General features: G+C 45.3%; 27 protein-coding genes. 11 read left to right on the top strand and 16 right to left on the bottom strand.

Annotated elements, in window-relative coordinates; all coding sequences use genetic code 11:
* Positions 1–443 precede the first annotated feature (443 nt).
* Positions 444–1,502 carry a photosystem II D2 protein (photosystem q(a) protein) gene (psbD, locus tag SYN6312_RS11840; protein ID WP_015125121.1) on the top strand — a complete coding sequence of 353 codons (1,059 nt, stop codon included), beginning with the start codon at positions 444–446 and terminating at the stop codon, positions 1,500–1,502.
* Positions 1,486–2,871, top strand: coding sequence for a photosystem II reaction center protein CP43 (gene psbC, locus SYN6312_RS11835; protein ID WP_015125120.1), 1,386 nt, complete (start codon positions 1,486–1,488; stop codon positions 2,869–2,871). Before psbD ends, psbC begins: the two co-directional genes overlap by 17 nt.
* Positions 2,872–3,156: 285 nt before the next feature.
* On the opposite strand, the gene SYN6312_RS11830 is transcribed toward psbC, so the two are convergent.
* Positions 3,157–4,038, bottom strand: a complete 882-nt coding sequence (locus SYN6312_RS11830; protein WP_015125119.1) for a DUF2726 domain-containing protein — start codon at positions 4,036–4,038, stop codon at positions 3,157–3,159.
* Between the two features lie 291 nt (positions 4,039–4,329).
* Here SYN6312_RS11830 and SYN6312_RS19000 point away from each other — a divergent pair, with 291 nt between their 5' ends.
* Positions 4,330–4,497: a DUF2256 domain-containing protein gene (locus tag SYN6312_RS19000; protein ID WP_015125118.1), complete on the top strand. Its 168-nt coding sequence runs from the start codon at positions 4,330–4,332 to the stop codon at positions 4,495–4,497.
* A 30-nt stretch (positions 4,498–4,527) separates the two neighbouring features.
* Positions 4,528–5,223, top strand: a complete 696-nt coding sequence (locus tag SYN6312_RS11825; RefSeq protein WP_015125117.1) for a TrkA family potassium uptake protein — start codon at positions 4,528–4,530, stop codon at positions 5,221–5,223.
* 15 nt (positions 5,224–5,238) lie between these two features.
* Here SYN6312_RS11825 and SYN6312_RS11820 read toward each other — a convergent pair whose 3' ends face one another.
* The 4 genes from SYN6312_RS11820 to rlmD form a co-directional block, all read right to left on the bottom strand.
* Entirely contained in the window at positions 5,239–5,964 is a 726-nt protein-coding gene (locus tag SYN6312_RS11820; RefSeq protein ID WP_015125116.1) for an ABC transporter ATP-binding protein, read from the bottom strand.
* Between the two features lie 9 nt (positions 5,965–5,973).
* On the bottom strand, positions 5,974–6,201 hold the full coding sequence (locus SYN6312_RS11815) for a 4Fe-4S dicluster domain-containing protein (protein WP_015125115.1): 228 nt from the start codon (positions 6,199–6,201) through the stop codon (positions 5,974–5,976).
* A 93-nt stretch (positions 6,202–6,294) separates the two neighbouring features.
* Positions 6,295–7,269: an AEC family transporter gene (locus tag SYN6312_RS11810; protein ID WP_015125114.1), complete on the bottom strand. Its 975-nt coding sequence runs from the start codon at positions 7,267–7,269 to the stop codon at positions 6,295–6,297.
* Positions 7,270–7,272: 3 nt separating this feature from the next.
* Positions 7,273–8,652: a 23S rRNA (uracil(1939)-C(5))-methyltransferase RlmD gene (gene rlmD, locus SYN6312_RS11805; protein ID WP_015125113.1), complete on the bottom strand. Its 1,380-nt coding sequence runs from the start codon at positions 8,650–8,652 to the stop codon at positions 7,273–7,275.
* A 202-nt stretch (positions 8,653–8,854) separates the two neighbouring features.
* Between rlmD and SYN6312_RS11800 the strand changes: the two genes are divergently transcribed.
* From SYN6312_RS11800 to SYN6312_RS19870, 4 genes are all read left to right on the top strand, one after another.
* Positions 8,855–9,331, top strand: a complete 477-nt coding sequence (locus SYN6312_RS11800; protein WP_015125112.1) for a hypothetical protein — start codon at positions 8,855–8,857, stop codon at positions 9,329–9,331.
* Between the two features lie 145 nt (positions 9,332–9,476).
* On the top strand, positions 9,477–9,941 hold the full coding sequence (locus SYN6312_RS11795; protein WP_015125111.1) for a type IV pilin-like G/H family protein: 465 nt from the start codon (positions 9,477–9,479) through the stop codon (positions 9,939–9,941).
* Positions 9,942–10,046: 105 nt separating this feature from the next.
* A complete protein-coding gene (locus SYN6312_RS11790; RefSeq protein ID WP_015125110.1) occupies positions 10,047–13,433 on the top strand; it encodes a glycosyltransferase in 3,387 nt (1,128 codons plus the stop codon).
* A gap of 36 nt (positions 13,434–13,469) precedes the next feature.
* Complete coding sequence (locus SYN6312_RS19870; RefSeq protein WP_015125109.1) at positions 13,470–13,799, top strand: hypothetical protein; 330 nt, start codon at positions 13,470–13,472, stop codon at positions 13,797–13,799.
* Positions 13,800–13,872: 73 nt separating this feature from the next.
* Here the strand turns inward: SYN6312_RS19870 and acs are convergent, their stop codons facing one another.
* The 7 genes from acs to SYN6312_RS11755 all read right to left on the bottom strand — a co-directional run bounded on the left by acs (position 13,873) and on the right by SYN6312_RS11755 (position 19,334).
* A complete protein-coding gene (gene acs / locus SYN6312_RS11785; RefSeq protein ID WP_015125108.1) occupies positions 13,873–15,843 on the bottom strand; it encodes an acetate--CoA ligase in 1,971 nt (656 codons plus the stop codon).
* 159 nt (positions 15,844–16,002) lie between these two features.
* Positions 16,003–16,335: a DUF86 domain-containing protein gene (locus SYN6312_RS11780; protein ID WP_015125107.1), complete on the bottom strand. Its 333-nt coding sequence runs from the start codon at positions 16,333–16,335 to the stop codon at positions 16,003–16,005.
* Positions 16,325–16,612, bottom strand: coding sequence for a nucleotidyltransferase family protein (locus tag SYN6312_RS11775; RefSeq protein WP_041431486.1), 288 nt, complete (start codon positions 16,610–16,612; stop codon positions 16,325–16,327). The genes SYN6312_RS11780 and SYN6312_RS11775 overlap by 11 nt, the downstream gene beginning before the upstream one ends.
* Positions 16,613–16,702: 90 nt before the next feature.
* Positions 16,703–16,891, bottom strand: a complete 189-nt coding sequence (locus SYN6312_RS11770; RefSeq protein WP_015125105.1) for an acetyl-coenzyme A synthetase N-terminal domain-containing protein — start codon at positions 16,889–16,891, stop codon at positions 16,703–16,705.
* 185 nt (positions 16,892–17,076) lie between these two features.
* Positions 17,077–18,198, bottom strand: coding sequence for a restriction endonuclease, SacI family (locus tag SYN6312_RS11765; RefSeq protein WP_015125104.1), 1,122 nt, complete (start codon positions 18,196–18,198; stop codon positions 17,077–17,079).
* Entirely contained in the window at positions 18,153–19,040 is an 888-nt protein-coding gene (locus SYN6312_RS11760; RefSeq protein WP_015125103.1) for a DNA adenine methylase, read from the bottom strand. Before SYN6312_RS11760 ends, SYN6312_RS11765 begins: the two co-directional genes overlap by 46 nt.
* A gap of 87 nt (positions 19,041–19,127) precedes the next feature.
* Positions 19,128–19,334, bottom strand: coding sequence for a type II toxin-antitoxin system HicB family antitoxin (locus SYN6312_RS11755; protein WP_015125102.1), 207 nt, complete (start codon positions 19,332–19,334; stop codon positions 19,128–19,130).
* A gap of 232 nt (positions 19,335–19,566) precedes the next feature.
* Between SYN6312_RS11755 and SYN6312_RS11750 the strand changes: the two genes are divergently transcribed.
* Both SYN6312_RS11750 and SYN6312_RS11745 read left to right on the top strand, forming a co-directional pair.
* Positions 19,567–19,791, top strand: coding sequence for a DUF433 domain-containing protein (locus tag SYN6312_RS11750; protein ID WP_015125101.1), 225 nt, complete (start codon positions 19,567–19,569; stop codon positions 19,789–19,791).
* Positions 19,792–19,793: 2 nt separating this feature from the next.
* Positions 19,794–20,153, top strand: a complete 360-nt coding sequence (locus tag SYN6312_RS11745) for a DUF5615 family PIN-like protein (protein WP_015125100.1) — start codon at positions 19,794–19,796, stop codon at positions 20,151–20,153.
* 49 nt (positions 20,154–20,202) lie between these two features.
* Here the strand turns inward: SYN6312_RS11745 and SYN6312_RS19865 are convergent, their stop codons facing one another.
* From SYN6312_RS19865 to SYN6312_RS11730, 4 genes are all read right to left on the bottom strand, one after another.
* A complete protein-coding gene (locus SYN6312_RS19865) occupies positions 20,203–20,367 on the bottom strand; it encodes a hypothetical protein (protein ID WP_015125099.1) in 165 nt (54 codons plus the stop codon).
* Complete coding sequence (gene metH / locus SYN6312_RS11740; RefSeq protein WP_015125098.1) at positions 20,351–23,908, bottom strand: methionine synthase; 3,558 nt, start codon at positions 23,906–23,908, stop codon at positions 20,351–20,353. Before metH ends, SYN6312_RS19865 begins: the two co-directional genes overlap by 17 nt.
* An 11-nt stretch (positions 23,909–23,919) precedes the next feature.
* Positions 23,920–24,498: a Uma2 family endonuclease gene (locus SYN6312_RS11735; protein WP_015125097.1), complete on the bottom strand. Its 579-nt coding sequence runs from the start codon at positions 24,496–24,498 to the stop codon at positions 23,920–23,922.
* A 110-nt stretch (positions 24,499–24,608) separates the two neighbouring features.
* Positions 24,609–25,559: an antibiotic biosynthesis monooxygenase gene (locus SYN6312_RS11730; protein ID WP_015125096.1), complete on the bottom strand. Its 951-nt coding sequence runs from the start codon at positions 25,557–25,559 to the stop codon at positions 24,609–24,611.
* A gap of 139 nt (positions 25,560–25,698) precedes the next feature.
* Here SYN6312_RS11730 and SYN6312_RS11725 point away from each other — a divergent pair, with 139 nt between their 5' ends.
* Entirely contained in the window at positions 25,699–26,184 is a 486-nt protein-coding gene (locus tag SYN6312_RS11725) for a nucleoside deaminase (RefSeq protein ID WP_015125095.1), read from the top strand.
* Positions 26,185–26,206: the final 22 nt, after the last annotated feature.

The following is a 26,206-nucleotide window of genomic DNA, read 5'->3' as shown; positions in this document are numbered from 1 at the left end:
TTTCTGAGCCATCCCTAGTGCTGGTTTTGGGGCCTGGTATCAGGATAAATTTCCAGGTAACACTGGGGGCTTTCTTAAGGGTTGGCAGATTTTAGGAGAGCAAACTAAGTAAAAATGCTTACCTCACCTAGGGTTTATGTTTTATGAGAGCATCGCCATCAAACTTGATATTTCGTAAGAATTCCGCTATCACGTTAATATGCACTTCCGCTCTCCCTTAGGGATTTGGGGTGCATTAGCCTGTGGCCAAGCTCGCTGATTGCCGGATCAACGGACTACTGCGGTGGTTGAAATTCTTCACAGGTCTTTTTATCTTGATATAAATCTCGTCTTGAAGTGTAAATTTGTATCTGTCGTAGCCCACCAAACTGGGTGAAGATAGGTAGCAGCACTTTGAGCATCCTTGCTAGGGAAACTTAATATCTGCAAGAGGGTTTAACTCCATGACCATAGCAATAGGGCGCGCACCAGCAGAGCGGGGGTGGTTTGACATCCTCGACGACTGGCTTAAGCGCGACAGATTCGTTTTCGTCGGCTGGTCCGGCATTTTATTATTCCCTTGTGCCTATTTGGCCTTGGGCGGTTGGTTGACCGGAACAACCTTTGTCACCTCTTGGTATACCCACGGGTTGGCTTCATCCTATCTGGAAGGCTGTAACTTCTTAACGGTTGCGGTTTCCACTCCAGCCAATAGCATGGGGCACTCCTTGTTATTACTTTGGGGTCCGGAAGCTCAAGGTGACTTTACCCGCTGGTGTCAGTTGGGTGGGTTATGGACATTTATTGCTTTGCACGGGGCCTTTGCGCTGATTGGCTTCATGTTGCGGCAGTTTGAGGTTGCTCGTTTAGTCGGGATTCGTCCTTACAATGCCATTGCCTTCAGTGCCCCGATTGCGGTGTTCGTCAGTGTGTTTTTGATGTACCCCTTGGGTCAATCTGGGTGGTTCTTTGCGCCTAGCTTTGGGGTGGCGGCTATTTTCCGGTTCTTGTTGTTCTTCCAAGGCTTCCACAACTGGACGCTGAATCCGTTCCACATGATGGGTGTAGCGGGTGTCTTAGGGGGTGCGCTCTTGTGTGCAATTCACGGGGCGACGGTCGAAAATACCCTGTTTGAAGATGGGGAAGGTTCAAGTACATTCCGGGCGTTTAACCCAACCCAGGCGGAAGAAACCTATTCGATGGTGACTGCGAACCGTTTCTGGTCACAGATTTTCGGGATTGCGTTCAGTAACAAACGCTGGTTGCACTTCTTCATGTTGTTTGTGCCAGTGACGGGGTTATGGATGGCTTCGATTGGGATTGTGGGTTTAGCGTTGAACCTGCGGTCTTATGACTTCATTTCCCAGGAGATTCGGGCCGCTGAAGACCCGGAGTTTGAAACCTTCTACACCAAGAACATTTTGTTGAATGAAGGGATTCGGGCCTGGATGGCTCCCCAAGACCAACCCCATGAAAACTTTATCTTCCCAGAAGAGGTACTCCCACGTGGTAACGCTCTCTAGTAATTCAATTTTTTCTACCAATCGGGATCAGGAATCCTCTGGTTTCGCTTGGTGGGCCGGTAATGCTCGTTTAATTAATCTCTCTGGCAAATTGTTGGGTGCTCACGTTGCCCACGCCGGCCTGATCGTCTTCTGGGCCGGGGCTATGACCTTGTTTGAAACGGCTCACTTCATTCCTGAAAAGCCGATGTACGAGCAGGGATTAATTCTCCTGCCCCACATTGCCACCTTGGGTTGGGGTGTCGGGCCTGGTGGTGAAGTGATTGATACCTTCCCATTTTTCGTGGTCGGTGTCTTACACTTAATCTCCTCGGCGGTGCTTGGTTTTGGTGGCATTTATCACGCCGTCCGTGGCCCGGAAACCTTAGAAGAATATTCTTCTTTCTTTGGTTATGACTGGAAAGATAAGAACAAGATGACCACCATCCTTGGCTTTCACCTGATTGTCCTAGGGATTGGGGCCTTCCTCTTGGTCTTGAAAGCCATGTTCTTTGGCGGTGTTTACGATACTTGGGCTCCCGGTGGTGGTGATGTCCGGGTGATTACAAATCCGACCTTGAATCCGGCTGTTATTTTTGGCTACGTCCTCAAATCCCCCTTTGGTGGTGATGGCTGGATTGTCAGTGTTGACAACATGGAAGATATTATCGGTGGTCATATTTGGCTCGGCCTGATTTGTATTTCCGGTGGTATTTGGCATATTCTCACCAAGCCCTTTGGTTGGGCCCGCCGTGCCTTTATCTGGTCGGGTGAAGCTTACCTCTCTTACAGCTTGGGTGCCTTGTCCTTAATGGGCTTTATTGCCTGCTGTTTTGTCTGGTTCAACAACACCGCTTACCCCAGCGAATTCTATGGCCCCACCGGCCCTGAAGCGTCTCAGGCCCAGGCCATGACCTTCTTAGTCCGTGACCAAAAACTCGGTGCTAATGTTGGTTCGGCTCAAGGCCCAACTGGTTTAGGTAAATATCTGATGCGGTCTCCTTCTGGGGAAATCATCTTCGGTGGTGAAACCATGCGCTTCTGGGATTTCCGTGGCCCTTGGTTAGAACCGCTCCGTGGCCCCAATGGTTTGGACTTGAACAAAATCAAGAACGACATTCAACCATGGCAAGCTCGCCGGGCTGCTGAATACATGACCCATGCGCCGTTGGGTTCCTTGAACTCTGTCGGTGGTGTGGCGACTGAAATCAACTCCGTGAACTTTGTTTCGCCCCGGTCTTGGCTCTCTACCTCTCACTTTGTCTTGGGCTTCTTCTTCCTAGTCGGTCACCTCTGGCACGCGGGTCGGGCTCGGGCGGCTGCGGCTGGGTTTGAGAAAGGCATTGAGCGGGAAACGGAGGCTGTTTTATCCATGCCTAACTTGGATTAGAGACGGCTTGAGTTTAGACATTTACATCATTTGTTAAAGGCTCCCGTCAGAAAATGGGGGTCTTTTTTTGTTGATAATTTTCATTTAAAAATACAGTCATTTCTGCCAAGACTGAGAAATCAAAAACTACTGCTCGCAATAGTTTCAAGTATTTTGGTGTTTAATTCTTAAGTAAAATGACTATAAAATCTAAAGGATCATTTATTTATTTTTTACCTTAGGAGTTTCAAATGTCTTTTGCTTAACTGTAATATATATTTTATTGACTAGAATAATATCTTTGGCTTACCAGTCTATGCCAGATTGATAAACAAATGAGTTATTTTGTTTGGCGATTTCCTCTAAATTTTTAATTTCCTGTTGGGCTTGTTCAATGCTCCACGGTGAAAACTGTTTGTTTAAATACGCCTTTAATTTTTCTCCTAAATCAATGATGGCTAGTTCTTCAGATAATTCCCGAGCTGATACAGGTGAGAACTGATATGATCGACACCTTGCTTTGCCAACAATGACTTTAGAAGTATCAATCCGAAGCAAAGCAATAGCGTTGACAAATTTATCTTTGTCTTCTGTACTATGAACTGAGGGACAAGAATCTTTGATTAATCTTTGCTTGTGAGCGTCCTTCATCAATAGTCGCAAGGGCAGAGACAAGTCATACGGCATCGTAATCTCACTATCACCTGTTTTTGCAAGGATAGAAAAATAAATAAAAGGCTCATCAAAGGGAACTTCACCAGCTTCCTGTGCTTGAATGAACTCTCTTTCAATAAACCATAGCTCAACTAACCAACTTAGAATATTGGACTGCCTAATCTTTTTTGTAAGAAAATCTGCATTAGCACGCAGGATTGGGAACTGAAGACAACGACAAATATTGTCTTTCTGGGTGTCATTGGCTGCGGCTTTGTCATCTTCTTGATGATGTGGCCCATCAAACTCTACGGCAAATAGTGCCTCATGATTTGAATCTGCGACAACAAAATCGAAGTGTGATTTTAAAGCGTATGAATATTCAACGTTTGACAAACCACTGTTCTTTATCTCTAGGACATCTGCAACACGTGTCTTAACAAACACTCTAGCCCCATTTTGAGAAGCGACTTTACTCAAGATGGCGTGTGTAGCATCTTCATGAAAGTTTAGAATTCTTTTTGTACGCTTCATGTTCTAACTCTATTGTGTATACCAGTTGAATAGTAATACGTTTTTTCAAAATGCTAATCAAAAGCTTTCAGCAGCCCAACAGGGAAAAAATTTCCTCAACAATGAAGATTTTATAAATCATTAAGCACTTTTAAAAAGTCTACTTCAATTTTATCGAGAGCATGATTAATTAGCTCTGAGCTATATCATTCCAACCTAAAGAGCAACTGAGAAATGTTGAAAAGTAGGAGAAAATAAATGTAGTCACAGCATTGGCGATCAACCTTAATAGTCTCAGGATTCAGATGGGGTATGCCTAAGCAACGCCGCAAAGAAAACCTCCCGACAAAAATTTGTTTCGTTTGTCAGCGGCCGTTCACCTGGCGAAAAAAATGGGCTGATTGTTGGGATGAAGTGAAGTATTGTTCAGATCGGTGTCGGAATCGTCGCACCCAGGCCTCAAACTTAGACTCGAAGTAATCCTTTCATTAACCTCTAGGAGCATTAACTGTGAACTTTTCCTCTCTTGGCCTCTTGCGGGGAATGCGGAAAACAAATCAACAATTTGCCGTCATTGGCCTGGGTCGGTTTGGCCGAGGTGTTTGCGAAACACTCCACAACTTGGGTTACGAAGTTTTAGGGACAGACCGGGAAGAACGGTTAGTGGCCCAAGTCATGCTAGAGCGGCTTGTGGATCACGCTTTAGAGTTAGACTCAACCGACCCCCAGGCCCTGAAGGAAGCGGGGATTATCGAGTTTGAAACAGTTGTCGTCGCCATCGGAAACCATTTAGAAGCCAGTGTGATTACAACTCTGAATCTCAAGGAAGCCGGAGTTCATCATGTTGTTGCCAAAGCCTCCTCAGAAGTTCATAAAAAGCTCTTGGAGCGGGTTGGTGCAGATTTAGTCGTTTTTCCGGAATATGAGGCAGGCTGTAACTTGGCCCACAGCTTAACCCGGCCAGCGATTTTAGATCGGTTTGATTTAGACCCGGATCAGAGCATTGTAGAAGTGCGCGTCCCGGAACAATTTGATCACAAAACCGTAGCGGAGGTTGGCCTGCGGCGACACTATGGCCTGAATCTTGTGGCTTTGATTTGTGATAACAATGTGGCCGTTAACCCAGACCCAGAGCAACGACTGAAAAAAGGGGCTGTGATGGTGGTGATTGGTCGGAACAAAGATATTGATCGCCTACCCCTCTAAAGCCTCAAAATTGACTTAAGAAAGCTTACCCCCACCCAGATAAAGTTCGCCCACCTGCGGGTCATTCAATAAAACTTGCCCAGGCCCGGATAGTTTATCTTTACCCGTATCTAAAACATACCCCCGGTCAGACAGGCCTAAGGCGGTACGGGCGTTTTGCTCAATCAAGATAATGGCAGTTCCCAACGCATTAATTTCCTTGATTTTGGCAAAAATATCATTGACCAAGAACGGGGATAACGCAGCCGAAGGCTCATCCAAAATCATCACCTGGGGATCAATCATCATCGCCCGTCCCATAGCCAACATTTGCCGTTCGCCACCGGATAAAGTCCCAGCCCGTTGTTTGCGCCGTTCTGCGAGTTTGGGAAAGGCTGTAAAAATTTTTTCCTTGAGTTTCTTGATATTCTGGCTGCGTAAAAATGCTCCCATCTCCAGGTTTTCATCGATGGTTAAGGAGCGGAACACATTGGCAATCTGAGGTACATAGGCAATTCCCCGTTGGACAATTTGGTTCGGCCGCAGTTGAGTAATGTCTTGCCCTTGAAACGTAATTTTGCCTTGCCGGGGTGATAAGAGTCCCGCAATTGTTTTCCCGAGGGTTGACTTTCCCGCCCCATTCGGGCCAATGACAGCCACGAGTTCTTGGGGAAAAAGTTGAAAGTTAATTCCCTGAAGAATATCTAAATCTGTTACATAGCCTGCATAGACGGATTCTACGACCAAGAGGGGTTCTGCCATCTGAGTGACTTACGCTGGGGTTTTTTGGAGTTCGGGCCGCTCTTCAGGGACAATGGCTCCCTCAACTGGGCAGACTTGGAAACAAATTCCACAGTCAATACAGGTTGCAAAATCGATCCAATACCAATCTGTACCCATCGTATTTTTACCAGGCCCCGGATGAATACAGGCCACCGGACAGGCTTCCACGCAATCGGCAATCCCGGCACAGGTTTCGGTGACAATTGTATGGGCCAAGGGAAGTTCTCCTTAGAAACTGATTGCTTTGTATTGTGACATGCAACAGACGATTGAGGATCATCTCTCAGTCCGATTGAATCGGAGGCAAGCCTAGGCTTTTTCAAGGATCAGTAACCATAGGGGTAATAGGGCTAAAATCCCCATTGTGCTAAGGGCAATGCTGCTGGTGGTAATGTCGCGGTTGAGTTCGTACTCCTCTGCCAAAATCAGGGCCGCAAATGCAGTCGGAGTTCCCGCCATCAGGACAATGGCAAAGATCGCTTCCCGATGTAAACCCACGCCCCAGGCCAGACCGCCCATCAATAGGGGCAAAATCAAGACTTTAATTAAGGTTGGTAAGAGGGCTAACTTCAACGACTGCCAATTGGGTAATTGTCTGAGGCGAATGCCAATCAAGATAAAAGCCAAGGGAATCACAAGATTAACTTCGGTATTCAGCGCAGTTTCCAAGCCAGTTGGAAATTCTACGGATCGCAAAGCCATACTCAGGAGAAATGCCCATAAACTCGGTACTGTTGCTAAGTCCTTAAGTTGTGTCCAGCCCTGGGTAGCCCGCCCATAGTAACTGGCAATTAAAACCCCACAGCCATAGGTGCCAATTACATTTTGAGTCACGGCAAAAAAGACCGCCCAGCCCAAATATTCTGGACTCATGACTTGAATCGCAATCGCTAAACCGACAAATCCCGTATTGCCTAACACCGAGGCCAGGAGATAGCTACCTCGATAGGCCCGCTCCTCAGCTACGGGTAAAAACAAACTGGCCTGGGTCGGGTTCACCCTTAACCATTGGGGAATAAACCACCGCCGCTGGAGGGGGTAACTAAATTGGGCCACCACAAACCCCACCGCTAAGGTACTGAGGGCAAACACCGGCACTAGGCCAATCATCTGACTAAAATCGGTTTGGCGGACTAGGCTAAACACCTCAATGGGAACCCCCAGCCAATACAAACCTCGCCCCAACCAGTAAGGAATCATCCCTGGCAGCCACCGACAGCCGATCATCCCCAGGCCAATCCAGGTAATCAGGGGCAAATAGCTGGCAACGAGGGCATCGGTCATGATTTAGTTCCGGCGGCGCAGGAAGGCCACAGTTTCCACATGGGCGGTTTGGGGGAAGAAATCAAGGGGTTGTGTCTTGGTCAGTTCATAGGCTCCCTGATGACAAAGCTGATCCAGGTCTCGGGCTAAGGTGGCCGGGTTACAACTGACATAGACAATCCGGGGAGCCGCTAAGGTTTCTAGACAGGCAAGAGTTTGGGGATCACAGCCTTTCCGGGGTGGATCTAACAAAATAATATCGGGATGTAAATCCGCCGCCGGTATCCAAGTCGCCATATCTCCCACAATAAATTCGGCATTGGTGATCTGGTTGATTTGAGCATTGATCTGGGCCTGGGCGACTGTAGCTGGACTAATTTCCACACCAACAACGGCCCGGGCCTGGGTGGCTAGGGGTAAACTCAAGGTTCCCACTCCACAAAAAGCATCTAAAATCGTTTCGGTTTGGGAGAGATTCAATTCCCTTTTAATCATCTCCACCAGAACTTCTGCCTGCTCTGTGTTGACTTGAAAAAAACTGGTGGCATTAATGACAAATTCCAGGCCAGCAAACTGTTCCCAAATAGATGCCTGTCCGGTAATTAACTCTGTTTCGGGGCCAAAAATCTGATTCCCTGGCTGAGAGTTGTAATTCAGACAGACCCCCACCAGGCCTGGATAAGTGGCCATCCACACCGCCGCCTGTTCGGATAATTCCGGTAAATCATCAGAAGCCGTAACCAGAGTTAAAAGTATTTCTCCCGTCCGCCGCCCAATCCGTAACCCCAAATGCCGTAACGCCCCGGTGTGATCTAGTTCGTTATAAATGCTCCAGGCCTGGTCTTGAATATCTAATTTGACCCCGGCCAGGAGGGGATTTAAGCGGACATCCTGAACCGGACATTGATTTAAGTTGACAATCCGATGGCTGCCTTTACGGTAATACCCAGCTTGTACCTGCCCTTTATGAAACGCCAAGGGATAACTCACCTTATTTCGATAGCCTAAAGCTTGTGGGGCAGGAATAATCGAGTCGAGGGGGACTTGTTGAAACTTGCCAATCCGTTCTAAGGCAGATTTCACCTGTTCATGTTTGGCCGCAATTTGTAAGTCATAGCCCACCGTTTGCCACTGACACCCGCCACATTTATCAGCCACGATACAAGCTGGTCGAACTCGTGCAGGGCCTGGAGAAAGTAATTCTAAAAGGTTGCCATAGCCATAGCGGGGTTTGACATGATTGAGCCGTAATTGCACTCGATCCCCTGGCACAGTATCCGGCACAAAAATAACTCGCTCATCCCACCGCCCCAGGCCATCCCCAGTCGAACTCAAATCCGTAATTGTTATTTCCAATATCTCTCCAGCTTTCCAACGGGGTAAAGTCTGGCCGGGCTCAGGCATTGCAGTTGATGAATCAGACAAACTTGGTAAAGCACTCATGTTTTAAGCAAACGTTGGGGGTGAGGGAGGCAGAGACATGATCCAAACTAGTGAGGATCCATTGAGCCAACCCTAACATCTAAAAAGGAAAAGCTACAACGGGTTTTGGAATTGTTGCGCGACTATAAAGATTAAAGATAGCTTGTAAGGAACGACTAGCTTTGTGCGGATCTGGATTAACTTTCTGGCCCTAGCCCCAGGCACGGCGGTAACAGTTTTAGTCATTAGCATTGCATTTTTGAGGTTCTACGATGAAAGAGACTTTTCCATCCTCGGCATCATCCCCGACCCACGAATCTGGAGCAACCGACTCACTGTGGCAGCCCTCTTGGCTACATTGGTTAATTTCGGCGTTGTAGAGCAAAGCTCGTGCGAAGCGTGGAACAATCGAAATCGAGAAACAGACCGCTTGGCTAGAGAAGAACAACGAAGAGTTGAGGAAGAGCAGCGAAGAGTTGAGGAAGAGCAGCGAGAACGAGCTAGAAGAATTGAGGAAAAAGAACAAGCGGCTCGCCGAGCTAGAGTTGAAGCTGAAAGAGATATTGCATTCGGAACCGTCCTGATTGACCCGAGTGACGAGAATCGGGAAAAGCTGCGCCGAGTCCTAGCGGTCATTGATGAATACAAAGACAACCTTTGAATATTTTTTTAATAACATTAAAATTAAAGTCATTTATTAATCAGGTTTTCAGGAATTTTGAAGCAGGATGTTATGGGAAGTGAGGCAAGTGGGTAAAGTAGCTTCTGAAGGGGAAAGTTAACCGAACTAAGGAGTTATAGCCCTCATGAAAACTGAACTCAAAGCCAAGTTTCTACAACACTTGCTCTCCAAGAAAAAAGCCAATGAAGGTTTCACCCTTGTGGAACTCTTGGTTGTGGTCATCATCATCGGGATTTTGGCTGCCATCGCCCTGCCCTCCATGTTGAACCAAGCCAGTAAAGCCCGTCTTGCCGGTGCTCAAACCCAAGCTGGCGCAATCAACCGAGCCCAACAAGCCTATCGTTTAGAGGCACCTACCTTTGCTTCTAGTACTACCGAACTCAAAATCGGTACACTGAGTAACCCTACTGGCTATACTGTCGCCTTTGGTACAGGGACTGCCACAATTGGTAGTGTTGGTTTTACAGCTGCGGATACTGCTACAGACAAATCTGTTTCTGGGTGCGCTACAGCTACAACTGATGGTATAACATCAAGTACAGTCATGGTTACTACCAATCCTAGTGGCACTCCTCCTACTTGTACATAGAGCCGATTGCTAAAAATTCACTATTATTTCCGATGAGTCAGGCCACCAGTGGTTCTGGCTTTTTTTATGATTAGAATAGGTTGTATTAGAAATTAGGCAGCACCCGTGCGAATTGCTTTCTTTGATGCCATTGGGTGGGATTATACGATTGAGTCTGTTCAGAGTCATCCTCTTGGTGGCACACAGTCGGCTCTCTGTTATTTGGCAATGGAATTGGTTAAATTTGGACATGAAATTTATCTTATTAACCATACTAAAATCCTTCATCAATCTTATGGTGTCACCTGTATTCCGATCTATCTTGTCAATGAAAGTATTTTTATTGCGTTAGATTTAGACTTTTTTATTGTTATTAATGATGCAAACAAAACTAATTTTCTAAGAGAAATACTGCCTCTTAAAACTCACTTGATTTTGTGGACAGGTCATGATGCAGATCAACCAGCAATCCAAGCACTAAGTGATCCTAATCTTGCTAGTCTTTATGACCAAATTGTTTTTGTTAGTCAATGGCAACGTTTACGATACATTAAGAAATTTAACTTAGTGTCTGAACAAACTACTGTTTTTCCAAATTGCGCTGCACCAATATTTCTCAAGACTTTTAGCTCAAAAAAATCTATTTCACTTAAAAAAATTACCCCTATCAAACTAGCCTATACCAGCACACCTTTTCGAGGATTGGAACTACTATTAGATATTTTTCCAAATATTTATGCTCAATTCAAAAATTGTCAATTGCAAGTATTCTCCAGCCTGAAAGTATATCAAATTGATAGCACTTTAGAGCAAGATCCCTATGTAGAACTATATCAACGCTGCCATGAAATTCCTGGAGTAGAATACATTGGCTCTGTACCCCAACCAGAGCTTGCAGAACATCTAAAAAACGTTGCCATTCTTGCTTACCCCAATACATTTCCTGAAACAGGTTGCATTGCCGTTATGGAAGCGATGGCCTCTGGCTGTCATGTCATTACTAGCAACTTGGGGGCATTACCCGAAACTACAGCTGGCTTTGCGACTCTCATTCCCATTAGTGATGATTGGCAAATCTATAAACAACAATTTACCCAGGCCCTGGTGACTATCTTAAAAAATATTCAAGATACTAATTATCAAGATGAATTATACCAAAAGTTAAATCAACAAATAAAATACATTAAACTCAATCATAATTGGACTATCAGAGCAAAAGAGTGGGAATCATGGCTGCAATCAATTCTTGAAGATCGGCATCATTCTCGACTAAATTGGCAAGCCTTAGCTAAGTTTTATAGAGACCACCAAAAATATACCTATCTCATCAGCCTTTATGAATCAGAACTTGAAAAGCAGCCCCACAACTTAGAACTTTACTTAGAAGCTGGTATTGCCCTAATTCTCAATGGTCAAGAAAGCGAAGCTCAACTGCTCTGGTCTGTTGCCCTGGCCGAACTGTCATCGGAAGATTACCAAACTTGGGTTTCCACTCTTGTAGATCAATTAGTTTTTACAGCTAATCAACAACATGGCCTGGGAAATATTGACATTGCCATAGCATTACGAAATTATGTCCGGGAATTTGACTCAAGTAACATTAATAATTTAATAACTATAGCAAATATCCTACTAACCCATGAATACGATCTTGACTATATTACCCAAGTATTAGGTGAAATTAAAAGTAAACTGAAAAACTGCGAATTAAATGAACTGACAGATGAAACTTACCTGGAATTAGAGAAATTAATTAACGTTTTGGCTGAAGTGATGCCTCTTGAAGAAAGTACCTATGAAATTCTCGAAATGATTTCGTCTTGGAAACATAATTCACTTGATATAGCTAATACTATAAAAGAAATAATCAACACAAGCAGAAAATATTATGAAAAAAAGTCATTCACCTATAAATATGGAGATATTTACCTGACGATTTGTAGGCGCAGTTATGCTTCGTTGTATTTTATGGCAGAGGTTTATTTCTTTAGTGATGATCTGAGTAACGCTCTCTTGTTAATTAACCAAGCACTGGCTGAATGTCATACTCTTGCCTCTCAAGCAATTACAAATGCAAAAAAACTTTCCTACCTGCTTAAATTCGGTGGACGTTGGCAGGAAGCTTTAATTACCTATCAAGACCAAATCAAATTACTCACTCAATTGGTTTCGGGAAAAGATGACAACCCCCTTACTTATCACGAGCCACTTCACCTGATTGTTATGAGTTTTGTTCACTATTATATGTCTGATGATTTAACTAATCGCCAAACTCTCCTAAGTCAAGTTTCTAGCCTGTGTCAATTATCAATCGCTAATAACTCTATTTCTCAAGGTTTTACACCCAAAATTCACATCTCCACAAAGCAAACTCAACAAACAAAAACACTAAAAATTGGTTATATTTCCCACTGCTTTAGAACCCATTCCGTTGGTTGGCTGGCTAGTGGCTTAATGACTCAACACAATCATGAGAAATTTGAGATATATTTATATATTATTGATGTCTTAAATAACGACCGAGATCCAGTATGTGAATGGTACAAACGAATTTGTGATCATTATTTTATTGGCCATACTGACTTTGAAGAACTGGCTCGTCAAATTGCTGAAGATGAGATTGATATTTTAATTGATCTTGATAGTATTACTCATGATATTACTACGGCTGTCATGTGCTTAAAGCCTGCTCCTATACAAGTATGTTGGTTAGGGTTTAATGCTCCAGGCCTAAAAGAGATTGATTACTTTCTGATTGATCACTATGTCCTTGGGAATGAGGCTCAAGATTATTATTTTGAAAAACTGTGGCGACTTCCCAATAGCTATATCAGTGTCGATGGCTTTGAAGTTCACCTAGCAACTCTTAAGCGTCATGATTTAGATATTCCCAATGATGTAATTATTTTCTTAAGTAGCCAAGGCGGACAGAAAAGACATCCTGATACGATGTCCCTGCAACTGCAAATCATTAAAAATGTTCCCAATAGCTTCTTTTTGATTAAAGGCTTTGCTGATCAAGTTTCTATACAGGAATCGTTTTATTCTATTGCATCTGAAATTGGTTTGTCTGCAAGTCAATTACGCTTTCTTAAACCTGACTCAACTTCCATGATTCATCGAGCTAACTTGGGAATTGCCGATGTTATTTTAGATACCTTTCCTTACAATGGCGCAACCACAACCCTTGAAGCGCTCTGGATGGGAATTCCCCTAGTCACTCGCGTTGGTCAACAGTTTGCTGCCCGGAATAGTTACACCTTTTTGAAAAACGCTGGTGTAGAAGAAGGTATCGCTTGGACAGATGAGGAATATGTTGAATGGGGAATCAAGTTTGGCACGGATCATGAACTCCGCCGCAAAGTAGCTGAAAAACTCCGCCGTGCCCGCTATTCTGCTCCTTTATGGGATGCGAAAGGTTTTACAAAAGAAGTAGAAGCTGCTTACCAGGCCATGTGGCATAACTATGTCACAGGTGAAATGATTCTACCCCCAGGCCATCGTATCGGCTAAAGCAAAATTTAACAGTGCCTTGGGGAAGATGGCACAATGAAAGCAACATTAATCTCCCTGATTCCCCCAACCCTACTAACTGTCCTCATCGCTGCCACCGCTGCTTTAAGATTTTATGACGCAACCGACTTGCCGCCCACCTTCCCCCAAACACCCTCCGACAATGGAGCTTCTGGATATTCATCGCCACCATCGGGATGGCTGTGGTGGATTTTGGCTTTAGGGGGTGGATTGGATATTTGGCAGCGGTTGAAAGAAACCGAGCGCGAGATGGAGAAGCTAGACAAGCTAAACTCCAAACTTGACGCGATTTGGCAATCCTCGCCTTCCTCGCCAATCCCACGGAACTCAACCGCACCCGACTAGAAGCCATGTATCTCGAAATTGAACAAGCTAATTTGAATAGTGAATGATTAAGATTCTCTGGCTTGATCTGCTGTTAGCTACCCTGTCTGAGTTTATCCAGCACCGAGCGATCTTCTAAGGTTGAGGTATCTCCAGTCACTTCTTCGCCAGCCGCTAACGACCGCAACAACCGCCGCATAATTTTGCCAGAACGGGTTTTGGGCAGGGCATCACTAAAGCGAATTTCACCTGGCCTGGCCAACGCCCCAATTTCACTGACAACGTGCTGCTTCAGGGTTTTGACTAAATTCTCATCTACGGTGACGTTATTCTCCAAGGTGACAAAGGCAACAATCTCTTCCCCTTTCACCGGATCGGGTTTACCGACAACTGCCGCCTCTGCCACAACCGGGTGAGAGACCAAGGCCGATTCAATTTCCATCGTTCCCAAGCGATGCCCTGAGACACTAATCACATCATCCACCCGGCCCATAACCCAGAAATAGCCATCCTCATCTCGCCGGGCTCCATCCCCAGCAAAATAGAGGTATTTTCCATCTTTCGGGGCAATATGTTCCCAATAGGTACGCCGGAAACGATCATCATCGCCATAAACGGTTCGCATCATTCCCGGCCAGGGGTATCGCACGACTAAATAACCGCCATCATTATCAGGCACAGGATTGCCGTCTAAATCCACGACATCGGCCAAAATTCCAGGGAAGGGTTTCGTGGCAGATCCAGGCTTAGCGGGAATGGCTCCAGGGAGTGAGGTAATCATGTGGCCGCCAGTTTCTGTTTGCCACCAAGTATCCACAATCGGGCAGCGCTCTTGACCAATGATTCGGTGGTACCACATCCAGGCCTCGGGGTTGATCGGTTCGCCCACTGTGCCTAAAAGACGTAATGAGGTCAGGTTGCGGGCCTGGGGCAGATGTTCACCCATTTTGATAAAGGCCCGAATTGCCGTGGGAGCGGTATAGAAAATCGTCACGCCATATTTTTCAATCACATCCCAAAAACAGCCGGGATTCGAGGCCCGCGGTGCGCCTTCATACATGATGGTTGTGGCCCCATTAGACAGCGGCCCATAGACGATATAACTATGACCCGTAATCCAACCGACATCAGCGGTACACCAAAACGTATCTGTATCGTTGAGGTCAAACACCCATTTGGTTGTCATGTGGGTATAAAGGTTATAGCCGCCCGTTGTATAAACCACGCCTTTGGGTTTCCCCGTAGAACCAGAGGTATAGAGGACAAACAGCATATCCTCGCTATCCATGGGTTCCGCCGGACAATTGGCACTCGCACCTTTTTGCAGGTCATGCCACCAATGATCGCGGCCGGGCAACATGGGGATGGTTTGTTTCGTGCGCTGGACAACCAGAACATTCTCCACAGAAGGGGCGAGATCACCGTCAAGGGCTTTATCCACCTGTTCTTTTAAGGGTACAATCGCATCTTTGCGCCAACCCCCATCGGCTGTAATCACCACTTTGGCCTGGGCATCATTAAGGCGATCTCGGAGGGCTTCGGCACTGAATCCGCCAAACACGACACTATGGGGCGCACCAATCCGAGCACAGGCCAACATGGCAATGGCTGCTTCGGGAATCATCGGCATATAAATCCCGACCCGATCCCCTTTGGTGACCCCGAGTTGCTTGAGGACATTGGCAAATTGGCAAACTTCCCGATGGAGTTGGGCGTAGGTGTAGGTGCGAGAGTCTCCCGGTTCGCCTTCCCAAATTAGGGCTGCTTTGTTCTTGCGCCAGGTGGTGAGATGGCGATCTAAGCAGTTGTAGGAAATGTTGATTTTGCCGTTAACAAACCATTTAGCGTGGGGTGGCTGCCAATCGAGAACGTGATCCCAGGCCTGGAACCAGTGGAGTTCTTTTTCTGCTAATTCAGCCCAAAAGGTTTCCGGATCGGCCTGGGCCTGGGCATAGAGGCGTTCATACTCGGCCTGGCTGTTGATTACCGCATTGGCAACAAAGTCTTCCGGTGGGGCAAAGCTGCGGTGTTCGTTGAGAATGGACTCAATGGGCGTGGAAACCATAGGGCAACTGCAATCAGGCTAATCTTTCCATCCTAGGACAGGACTTTACCAAATGGAACTCATCTCCACACGAAGAATGACAGGAAAATGCCAGTTTTAGTAGGTGTAAATTATTGGCTGTGAATATCTCTGAATGCTGGCCTCAGACAAATCATTGTACTATTCAACGATCAAAATATTAATCATTGTTAGTAGTTCTGGTAGCCTATGAGAAACCACATCCCAAATGACATCAAAGTCAAGTTGATCATACTCATGGACAATGACATCTCGCATTCCGGCTATTTCTCGCCAAGGAATTTCTGAATATTCTTGTCGGAGCTTGGGCGAGAGTCGGTTAGTGGCTTCCCCCAGAATGATAATTTGATAGAGAATTGCCGATAATTTTTCATTATTGCTGGCTAACTCCGACTCGCTAATTCTGTCCGTATATTGGAGAATTCGTTTTATCGCATTTGCCATGTCAATCAGGGATTCTTGATCACGCTGCATAGATAATTTGGGCTGATTCTAAGATTTTTTTACGTCTCAAATAGTTTTCACTGCGCTCTAAGGCAGCTTTGACAATTAAATCAACCTTTCGATTGAAGATTCTTTGTAGTTCATCCCGCATTTTAAATGTTTCCCTTAAACCTCGTTTGGCTATTGGAGAAAAGGTAATTAAAATATCAATATCACTGTTGACATGGAAGTCTTCACGCAAAGCAGAACCAAAGATTGCCAGTTCAGTGACCTGCCATGTTTGACAAAATTCCGAAATCTGATCCATGGGAAGATTAATGCCACTCTTGACTTGAAAACTTGTCATAGGATTCTTGGGGACTAGTTTTGCAGCAATTGCTCAACTCTCTTTACTATTCTAGGCCTGGAACCAGTAGAGTTCTTTTTCTGCAAGTTCTGCCCAAAAAGTTTCGGGATTGGCCTGGGCCTGGGTATAGAGGCGTTCATACTCGGCCTGGCTGTTGATCACCGCATTGGCAACAAAGTCTTCTGGTGGGGCAAAGCTGCGGTGTTCGTTGAGGACGGACTCAATAGGCGTGGAAACCATAGGGCAACTGCAATCAGGCTAATTTTTCTATCCTAGGACAGGAGTTGACTTGAGGGAACGTCAGTAGTGATAGATGACTACAAAAATTCCCAATGCTTATTAAGCACACTCACTATCGCTAATTTAGATAAAAATTACTTACATGACATAAATCCACTGGTGTATTCAATAGTTAACCTACAATCTTATTCTGCTTCTGCTGCATGACGCATTGAAAGAAAAGCCTCTTTAACAGGTTGACTTATAGAACTTTCTGGTTCGGCAAGAATCAATTTTTGATACTCTTGAAGAAAGCTAGTGCGTAATCTATGGAATAAATGTAAGTAATGCCTAATAAAACCTATACAATCAAGAATCACAAATTCTATGCCATTAGTCTCCAAATATAAAGAGCACGCATAATTTCGTACTTCTGATACAATCTCATCTGTTGTAACAAAAATATAATTATCAGGTTTATTCTGAATAACACTAAGCTTTTTTAAAGCACGATCTACATCTTCCTTTGTCACACGCTTATCTTTCATTTCATAACTTGTAATTACTTTGTTATCGTTAACAAGGGTAATCTCAATATCTCCAATTGCTCCAGTTTGAGAATCAGCAGCATTATGAGATTGAAGTGCAACTACTCTCTCTCCCAAATATTTCTGGGCAGCACTGTAAGCTGCGGCAACAATCAGAACAGGAAGTCGGCTAGTTCCTTTTAGACTTAAATGTTGCTCAATAAGTTTAATAATATCTTCTGAAGAAAGAGGAATTGCATCTTTTGTCGTTTCCAATGCTTGCGTAAGTTCTTTGATTCTCTGTTGTCTTTGATCTCTGAGAATTATTAGTAAACGGATAACTTCAGCCAGCAGATCACTTGCAAGGATTCGATTGCTATAAACATCATCCAGTAAATCAAGAGCATATGTGTAGAGTTGAGGAGGCCTACCAACCAGATTTAAACCTTGGACTAAAGTTTCATTTCGATTCCTTAATGCTGGGGTTAAAAAGGCAGTTGTAGTGTTGCAAGGTAAATTGTATTTATTGATAAAAGCTGTAATATACTGTTCGTCATAGGTTCGACCAGAAAAAGAATCTTTTCCTCCGATTTGTGTATATGGTTTTCTGATATCAACTTCTGGATTATGAATTTTGGCAAGAAGACAAGACATTAATAGTCTAACTCCAGCACGATTACTAAGGTTATTAGAAATGTACTCACACTTTTGTCTGATCTGATTATTTAATACAATGACTTTCTGTAAGTTTATGACTACTCGCTGAAGAGCAGTTTCAAGGATTTCTGATGGCTCTGACATTCTGTAACTCCCTGTTTTTTAATTTTATAGTTTACCCAAAGTACTTCTGTTCGATCTTGCTTAAGATTATCAGTTCGTGTATTGGTAGAGTGAGCTTTCTTAGGAGGAGATTCAATATAGTCCCAGTCTTTATATAGTTCGTTCATTAGTTTGCAGTGATAGCCAGATAGTGCAACTTTACCTTTCACATTTTTGAGTACATCTGCTAATTCTCGATGTTCTGAATCATTCATTTCAAAGCCATAAGCATTTTTATCAGATCGGGAATCATGCGGGTAAGGGGGATCGCAATAAAAAAGGGTTTTTTCGCTGTCATAGCGCTGTATAATCTCGATTGCCGATGCACACTCGATTTGGACTCGGAGAAGCCTCTGGACAATTTCAGATAATCCCTCTACACTACCTAGCCATCGAGATACTGCTCCTGCCATACCAGAACGACTTGTCATTTTGCAGTGAGCCCAACGCCCTACACTGGCTGTTTGTGCTAGTCCCGTTCTAACTTGTCGGGCCCTGACAAAAAACCGACGAGCTCGCTCTAAGTCAGAAACACTGTTCAGCGACTCTTCTACTGCAATCCTCAACTCCTCTCTTGAAAAAGGGGTAAGTCCAATTAACTTTATTAACTCGTCAGATTGATCTCTAAGAACACGAAAAAAATTAACTACCTCGCCATCAATGTCGTTATATGTCTCAATTGGAGAGGGTAAGCGATTAAGTAGTACGGCAGCACTGCCGCCAAACGGCTCACAGTAGTGGATTGCTTGCGGCAAAAGTGGAAGTAACCAATCAAGGTGTGAGTATTTACCTCCGTACCATCCAAATGCAATAACCTTAGACATTTCTGTGTTTCCATCCTGATTTTTGGTAAAGTCCAACTTTTTGTAGAGCTTTTATGCACTCTTTACCTGAAATACTCGGTAGCTTGCTCACACAACTGCCATAAATGTTTCAAACGTTTCTTCTGGAACGGTTAAGCCATCCTCTTCTAATGCCGCAACATAACCTGAGATTGCATCCTTGATATTGGTTAAGGCTTCTTCTTTAGTCTTGCCCTGGCTGACGCAACCCTTAAGACTTGGACATTCCGCAATCCAGTAGCCATCTTCATCTCGATATACAATCACTTGTCTCATTGTTTTATTACCCCTCAAGGAGTAAGATTTCCTTTATTTTAAGTAATTTTGAGCATCCTACCCCAGGCCTGGAAGTTATGGGATTATTTTTCTAGGATTTTTATCCAAACGGCTTTGGGGTTGGCCTGGGCCTGGCTCGAAATTTATTGACACACAAGAAATCGGTTTCTTCACCAACTTTAACTAAACTCTGCCAGAATTGTAGAAACAGGAAGAAAGTAGGTGAGATTTTATGGAAAAAATTAAAGTTGATCCTCAAGTCCATTTTGGCAAGCCTTGTATCGCTGGAACACGTATTACGGTGCAAAGTATCCTGGAACTATTGAATGAAGGAGTTTCCTTTTCTGAAATTGTCGGAGACTATTATCCTGATCTTGAAATTGAGGATATCCAGGCCTGCCTACGGTATGCAATCGCCCTGGTCGCATCTGAAGAAATTCACCTTGCCTCAGCTTAGTTGTGAGATTCCTGCTTGACCAAGATGTTTATGCCTTGACAGCTAGATTTTTGATCGGGCTAGGAAATGATGTTGTCTTAGTTTCGCAACTCGGTCTATCCCAGGCCAGCGATGAACAAATTCTTCAGACTGCCCAAGGACAAAACCGTATTTTGATTACACGAGATCGAGATTATGGCAATCTGGTTTTTGTTAAAGGTTTAGGCTCTGGTGTACTTTATCTGCGAGCTTTACTATCCAAAATCAATTCAATCCACCCTGAACTTGAAAGAGTTATCCAAAACTATTCTGAACAAGAACTTACTGGTGCTTTTATCGTTATTGATTCTAATGGTCATCGTTTAAGAAGGCCTTTATCTTAAATGACTTTTCAGATTTTTATCCCAGGCCTGGCTTTACTGTAGTTCAGCATTAGCAGTTTTGGCTCAAAGGGTTTTGGGGGCTGGCCTGGGCATAGAGATGTTCATACTCGGCCTGGCTATTAATCACCGCATTAGCAACAAATTCATCCAGTAGATCGTTGTAACCGTCAGAAATGACATAATCAGTTACTCTCTCATCACTTATTAGAAACACTAAAATACTTGGCCTGGGGATGATAGGCAATGATCGCTGTCGTGGATTGTTCGGGATAAATTTGTTCGCTTTCATCCATATAGAGATCAATCCGAGCCGTATCCAGTAACTCCAGTTGCTTGAATTGATCTTGAATGTTGGGACAGGCCGGATAACCAAAACTATAGCGAGAGCCTTGATAGCGTTGGGCTAAGACATCACGGATATTATCCGGGTCAAATTCCCCAAACCCTAACTCCTGACGAATCCGAGCATGAACCCACTCGGCTAAGGCTTCGGCCACCTGAACTGCCAGGCCATGGAAGTATAAATAATCGGTGTATTGGTTACTGGCAAAGAGGGATTGGGCAAATTCGGTGGCAATATGTCCAACTGTGACGGCCTGCATCGGAAAGACATCAAACTGACCGGATGACCCAGGTAAGAAAAAGTCAGCAATACAGAAGCGGCGGCCAGAACGTTGACGGGGAAAGGTAAAGGTGGCAATGGGAGAGTCTGGGGTTTGCCCAAGTTTGATCAGTTCGGGATCATAAATTTGGAGTGAATTACCGACTGATTGACAAGGAAAATACCCATACACGGCCTGGGGATGGAGTAAGTTCTCAGCAACTACCCGCTGTTTCCAAGTCTCTAAAATTGGATAAACTTTTTCACTCAAAAACTGATCGTATTCTTCGCGGGATTGCTCTTTCGGTTTGCGGAATTGCCATTGACCAGCAATCAGGGCCTGTAAATCCAAATACCAAAAGATTTCTTCCAGATCAATGTCGTTGGGCGTTAAAACTTGAGTTCCCCAGAACGGTGGGTTAGGTCGGGAAATATCTAGCGTGACAAATTCTGAGCGAGTTGTATCTTCTGGCGTTTCAATCACTGGGGCGTTTGATTCATCGGCATCCGGATCAATTGTTTCTTTAGCTTTTTTATGACCATTACCATTCACTTGATCTAAAAACCCCTGCTGATCATCCCAATTTTGTTTGGCTTTGGCGGGCATGAGTTGATCCATGAAGTGGAGATCCGCAAAGGCATCTTTCCCATAAATCACCTGACCGTGATAGACCCGCTGGCAATCTTCATGGACAAATTTAGGTGTTAAAGCAGCTCCCCCTAAAATCACCGGAACCGTAATCCCTCGCTCGTTAAATACCTCTAAGTTCTCTTTCATAAAGGCGGTGGATTTAACCAATAACCCGCTCATGGCAATACAGTCGGCCTGGTGTTCTTCGTAGGCGGCAATGATGTTTTCGACCGGCTGTTTAATCCCCAAGTTGATGACGCGATAGCCATTATTAGTCAAGATAATATCCACTAAGTTTTTGCCAATATCGTGAACATCCCCTTTGACCGTGGCAATAATAAACAACCCCTTGCCATTGCTGCCCACATCCTGTTTTTCCATGAACGGTTCTAAAAAAGCCACCGCCGCTTTCATGGTTTCCGCCGACTGGAGCACAAAGGGAAGTTGCATTTGCCCAGAGCCAAACAATTCACCCACGACTTTCATCCCATCGAGCAGGAATGTATTGATAATTTCTAAGGGCGGATAGGTTTCTAAGGCCTTCTGTAATTGTTCCTCTAAGCCAATCCGTTCCCCATCAATAATGTGCTGTTTTAGGCGTTGTTCAACCGGCAAGGCGGCATCTTGGGTGCGATCCCGTTTCGTCGTTTTCCCCGCAAAAACGTCTGTCAATTTCCCCAGAGGATCATAAATACAAATCCCATCGGCATCAAATTCCCGTCGGTCGTAAATTAAATCCTGACAAAGCTGTTGATGGTCGGGTTCAATCCGGGCTAATGGTAAAATCTTGGCGGCACTGACAATCGCAGCATCCATCCCTGCCTGCATCGCTTCATGGAGAAACATTGAGTTCAAGACTTGCCGCGCCGCCGGATTTAAGCCAAAGGAAATATTGGAAACCCCCAATAAAATATGACAGCCGGGTAATTCCTGACGCATTTGGCAAATGGATTCGATGGTAGCCAGGCCATTGGCGCGGTCTTCTTCAATCCCCGTCGAAACGGGTAAAGCCAGGGGGTCAAAGAAAATTTCATGGGCTGGGATACCAAACTCTAAGGCGGCGCGATAGGCCCGTTGGGCAATGGCAAATTTCTTCTCAGCAGTCCGGGCCATTCCCTCTTCATCAATCGTCCCCACGACAATCCCAGCTCCGTAGGTTTTGGCCAGTTCTAGGACTTTATAAAATCGGGGTTCCCCATCTTCAAAGTTGGTGGAGTTGAGGAGGCATTTCCCACCCGCAACCTTAAGACCGGCCTCCATTTTTTCCCATTCCGTGGAGTCGAGCATCAGGGGCAAGGTGACATTGGTAACGAGGCGGGAAACCAGATTGTGCATATCCCGCACCCCATCCCGGCCAACATAGTCCACGTTCACATCAAGAATATGCGCCCCTTCCCGCACCTGTTCCCGGCCTAAGGCGACTAATCCATCCCAGGCCTCAGCATTGAGTAAATCTCGGCATTTTTTTGAGCCACTGGCATTGAGGCGTTCGCCAATAATTAAAAACGAGTTGTCCTGATCGTAGGGTTGGGGGCTATAAATCGAAGCGGCGGCGGGAATAATTTCAGGGTGGCGTTCTTTTGGAGTCAGGGTTTGGGCAATTTCGGCCAGGGCCTGGATATGATCCGGACGCGTCCCACAACAGCCACCAATAACTTGAACACCCAAATCTTCGACAAACCGACTCAGAGTTAGGCGCAACTCCATCGGCGTGAGTTTGTAGTGAGCATGGCCGCCAATATTTTCCGGCAATCCGGCATTGGGAATACAAGAGACGACAAAGGGGGAATGTTTCGTTAAATAGCGAATATGATCGGCCATCAAGTCGGGGCCTGTGGCACAATTCAAGCCCAAAATATCAATCGGGTAGGGTTCGAGGATCGTCAGGGCCGCGCCAATTTCGGAACCCACCAACATCGTTCCCTGTTGCTCCATCGTCACGGACACCATAATCGGGCGGCGATCTTGTTTTTCCTCAAATACTTGCAAAATTCCATTCAGGGCCGCTTTAATTTGCAGGACATCCTGACAGGTTTCTACGAGGAATAAATCCACCCCACCATCCCACAGGCCCCGCGCTTGTTCGGCAAAGGCTGCTTGGAGCGTATCGTAGTCAATATGACCCAACGTGGGGAGTTTCGTCCCAGGCCCGATGGAACCGGCGGCAAATCTGGGTTTTTCCGGTGTGGAAAATTCCGCAGTGAGTTTTTTTGCTAACTCAGCCGCAGTTTTATTTAACTCGTAAGCCCGATCCGCCAAGTCATATTCGGCTAAAACAATTGAAGTGCCGCCAAAGGTATCGGTTTCAATCACATCCGCCCCAGCAGCGAGAAAATCCCGATGTACCTTAGCCACGGCCTCTGGTTTGGTCATGACTAAATATTCATTGCAGCCTTCGTACTCTTTGCCGCCAAAGTCTTCTGCTGTCAGGTTTTGCACTTGTAGGTTGGTTCCCATCGCTCCATCAAAAACAATGACGGGCCGGTTGGGGCTATGAAGACGGTCAAGGAATGCAGAGGTCATAAATTTAACGGTTAAGAATCCCAGAGATCCGTTAAGTCTAAAACAAAATTCGGTAACACATCATCCCCAAGGAGTTGGGTTGGTCGTTCAAGTTGTAAAGGAGCTTGTCCGGGACGATACACCCAGGCCTGGGACAATGACGGGACAATTAACCAACCTAGACGCGCTCCATTTTGAATGTATTCTGACATCTTGGCCTGGAGTAAGGGGAGGTTATCAGAGGGGGAAGCCAGTTCCAAAACAAAATCCGGGCAAATCGGGGCAAAGCCTTGTTTTTCTGCATCTGTTAATTTTTGCCACCGCTCTAAAGACACCCAGGCCAGGTCAGGGGAGCGCACCGCCCCATTGGGTAAGAAAAAGCCAGCCGAGGAATCAAACGCTACACCCAAGCCCCATTGCCGATTCCAGGCCCAGAGTTGCCCCGCCAATTCAAAGTTACGATGCCCAGTTTCACTCCCGGCGGGGGCCATTTGAATTAACTCACCTTGAGGATCACGCTCCAATCGTAAGTTGGGCCGGGCCGCACAAATCTGCCTAAATTCTTCGAGGGAAATAGGTGTTGAGATGATTGTGCCGAGGGGAGAGCGCATGATGAATTACAGAGCTCAGATAATTATTAATCTTGGGATACAACCCTAACATCAACCTAAACTCTAACATCAACCCAATTGGTCTAACATTGCGGCTCTCTGGATGAATATTAAACGACTGTTAGTTTATAGAACATTAACCAAATTATTCCAACCACCAGGCCAACCGTAATCGCCCCGATTAAATCCGTTTTAACACTGGGTTGTTGAGGTCGTAGCCACCCTTGCAGCTTTTGATTAACAAAGGGCATCCCCAGCCAGGTCAAAAAGACAACGCTAATGATATTACCCAAGAGCATACTTGTTGCTAGGGGGCGGGGAAAATAAGAGGCAATGGTTAAGTTAATGATCATCACTGTCGGGTAAAGGCACAAGATGACGGCAATCGCTTGTTTCCAGGCCGGGGGCGGGGTCGGGGTGGGTGAATTGACGCGGGCAGGAAACCAACCAGCAAAACTGCTAACCACAGGCCGGACTTCAAAGGATTCCACCAACGGCTCTAATTCCTTGAGGAGTTTCTGACGCTGCGGTGAGGCTAGCCAAGCATTTAAGTGATCTGGGCTGTCAAATTGAACCACATCTACCCATTCGTGCTCAGTATCGTAATGGGGCGGAAAACAATCAAAACTGACAAATCCGGAAAATTGCCGATGGACAACGGTTGCCTTTTCATGCCACTTTTGAAAGGCTTGTTCGTAACCCGGCTTAACCCGATTTGTAAAAATAACCGAAACCAACTGGCCGGGGCGGTTATCAGTCAGTAAAATCTGTTGTTTTGCAGGAGCAATAAATATTTCCGTTGTTGTTTTCAGCAGTGCTTCCCGTTCAGCGGAATTTAACCATTGTTCCAGGTTTTCTAGGGTGCGAAATCGAAAAATCACCACCCAATCGGCTTGAATCCCAGGCCTGGGGGGAAGTACTTCATGTCCCAAAAAACCGGGATAGCGGGCCAGGGTTTGACTGACTTGCTCTTGCCAGCTTTGATAATCATCCAAACATCCTGATTTAATTTGAAAGGAAATTAAGGCAACTGCTGCGGCCGTTGGCTGGGGCAGAATCATAGGTTAAACCAGGAAAAAACAGCTACCGATTAGAGATTCTGAAGGCCTTGTATGAATGATCATGTCTAAATCTACTCCCTAAACCTAAATAATCCTATGATTTGATTTAGATATTCACACGATTTAATGGACTTTGACTATGCCCCAGGCCGATGACGAAAAGTTTATGCGCCGGGCGATTGCGCTCAGTGAACGGGCAGCTTTAATTGAATGTACAGGCGGGCCGTTTGGTTCAGTCATTGTCAAAGATGGCGAAATTATTGCCGAGGGCTATAACCATGTGGTTGCGGAAAAAGACCCAACCTGGCACGGGGAAATGGAGGCAATTCGCAAGGCCTGTAAAGTTCTCGATACCTTTGATCTAAGCGGCTGTACGCTCTATACCAGTGCCGAACCCTGCCCAATGTGTGCCGCAGCTTCTTTTTGGGCCAGAATTGATCGCATTGTCTTTGCTGCCCATTGTGAAGATGCCCTCAAGTATGGGGACTTTGACGACACAGCGATTTACGAAGACTTGGCAAAACCACCGATGGAGCGAAGAATTCCCCACTCGGAAATTTTACGGGAAGAGTCTGTCGCTGTCTGGAAGCGCTATCAGGAAAAATCTGATCGAGTGCAGTATTAAGCCCAGGCCTAGAACTTGCTTC

Source organism: Synechococcus sp. PCC 6312, from assembly GCF_000316685.1.
In the GTDB taxonomy this organism is placed as follows: domain Bacteria; phylum Cyanobacteriota; class Cyanobacteriia; order Thermosynechococcales; family Thermosynechococcaceae; genus Pseudocalidococcus.
The sequence above is the reverse complement of the archived record's forward strand: the minus strand, read 5'-3'. Positions and strand labels throughout refer to the sequence as shown.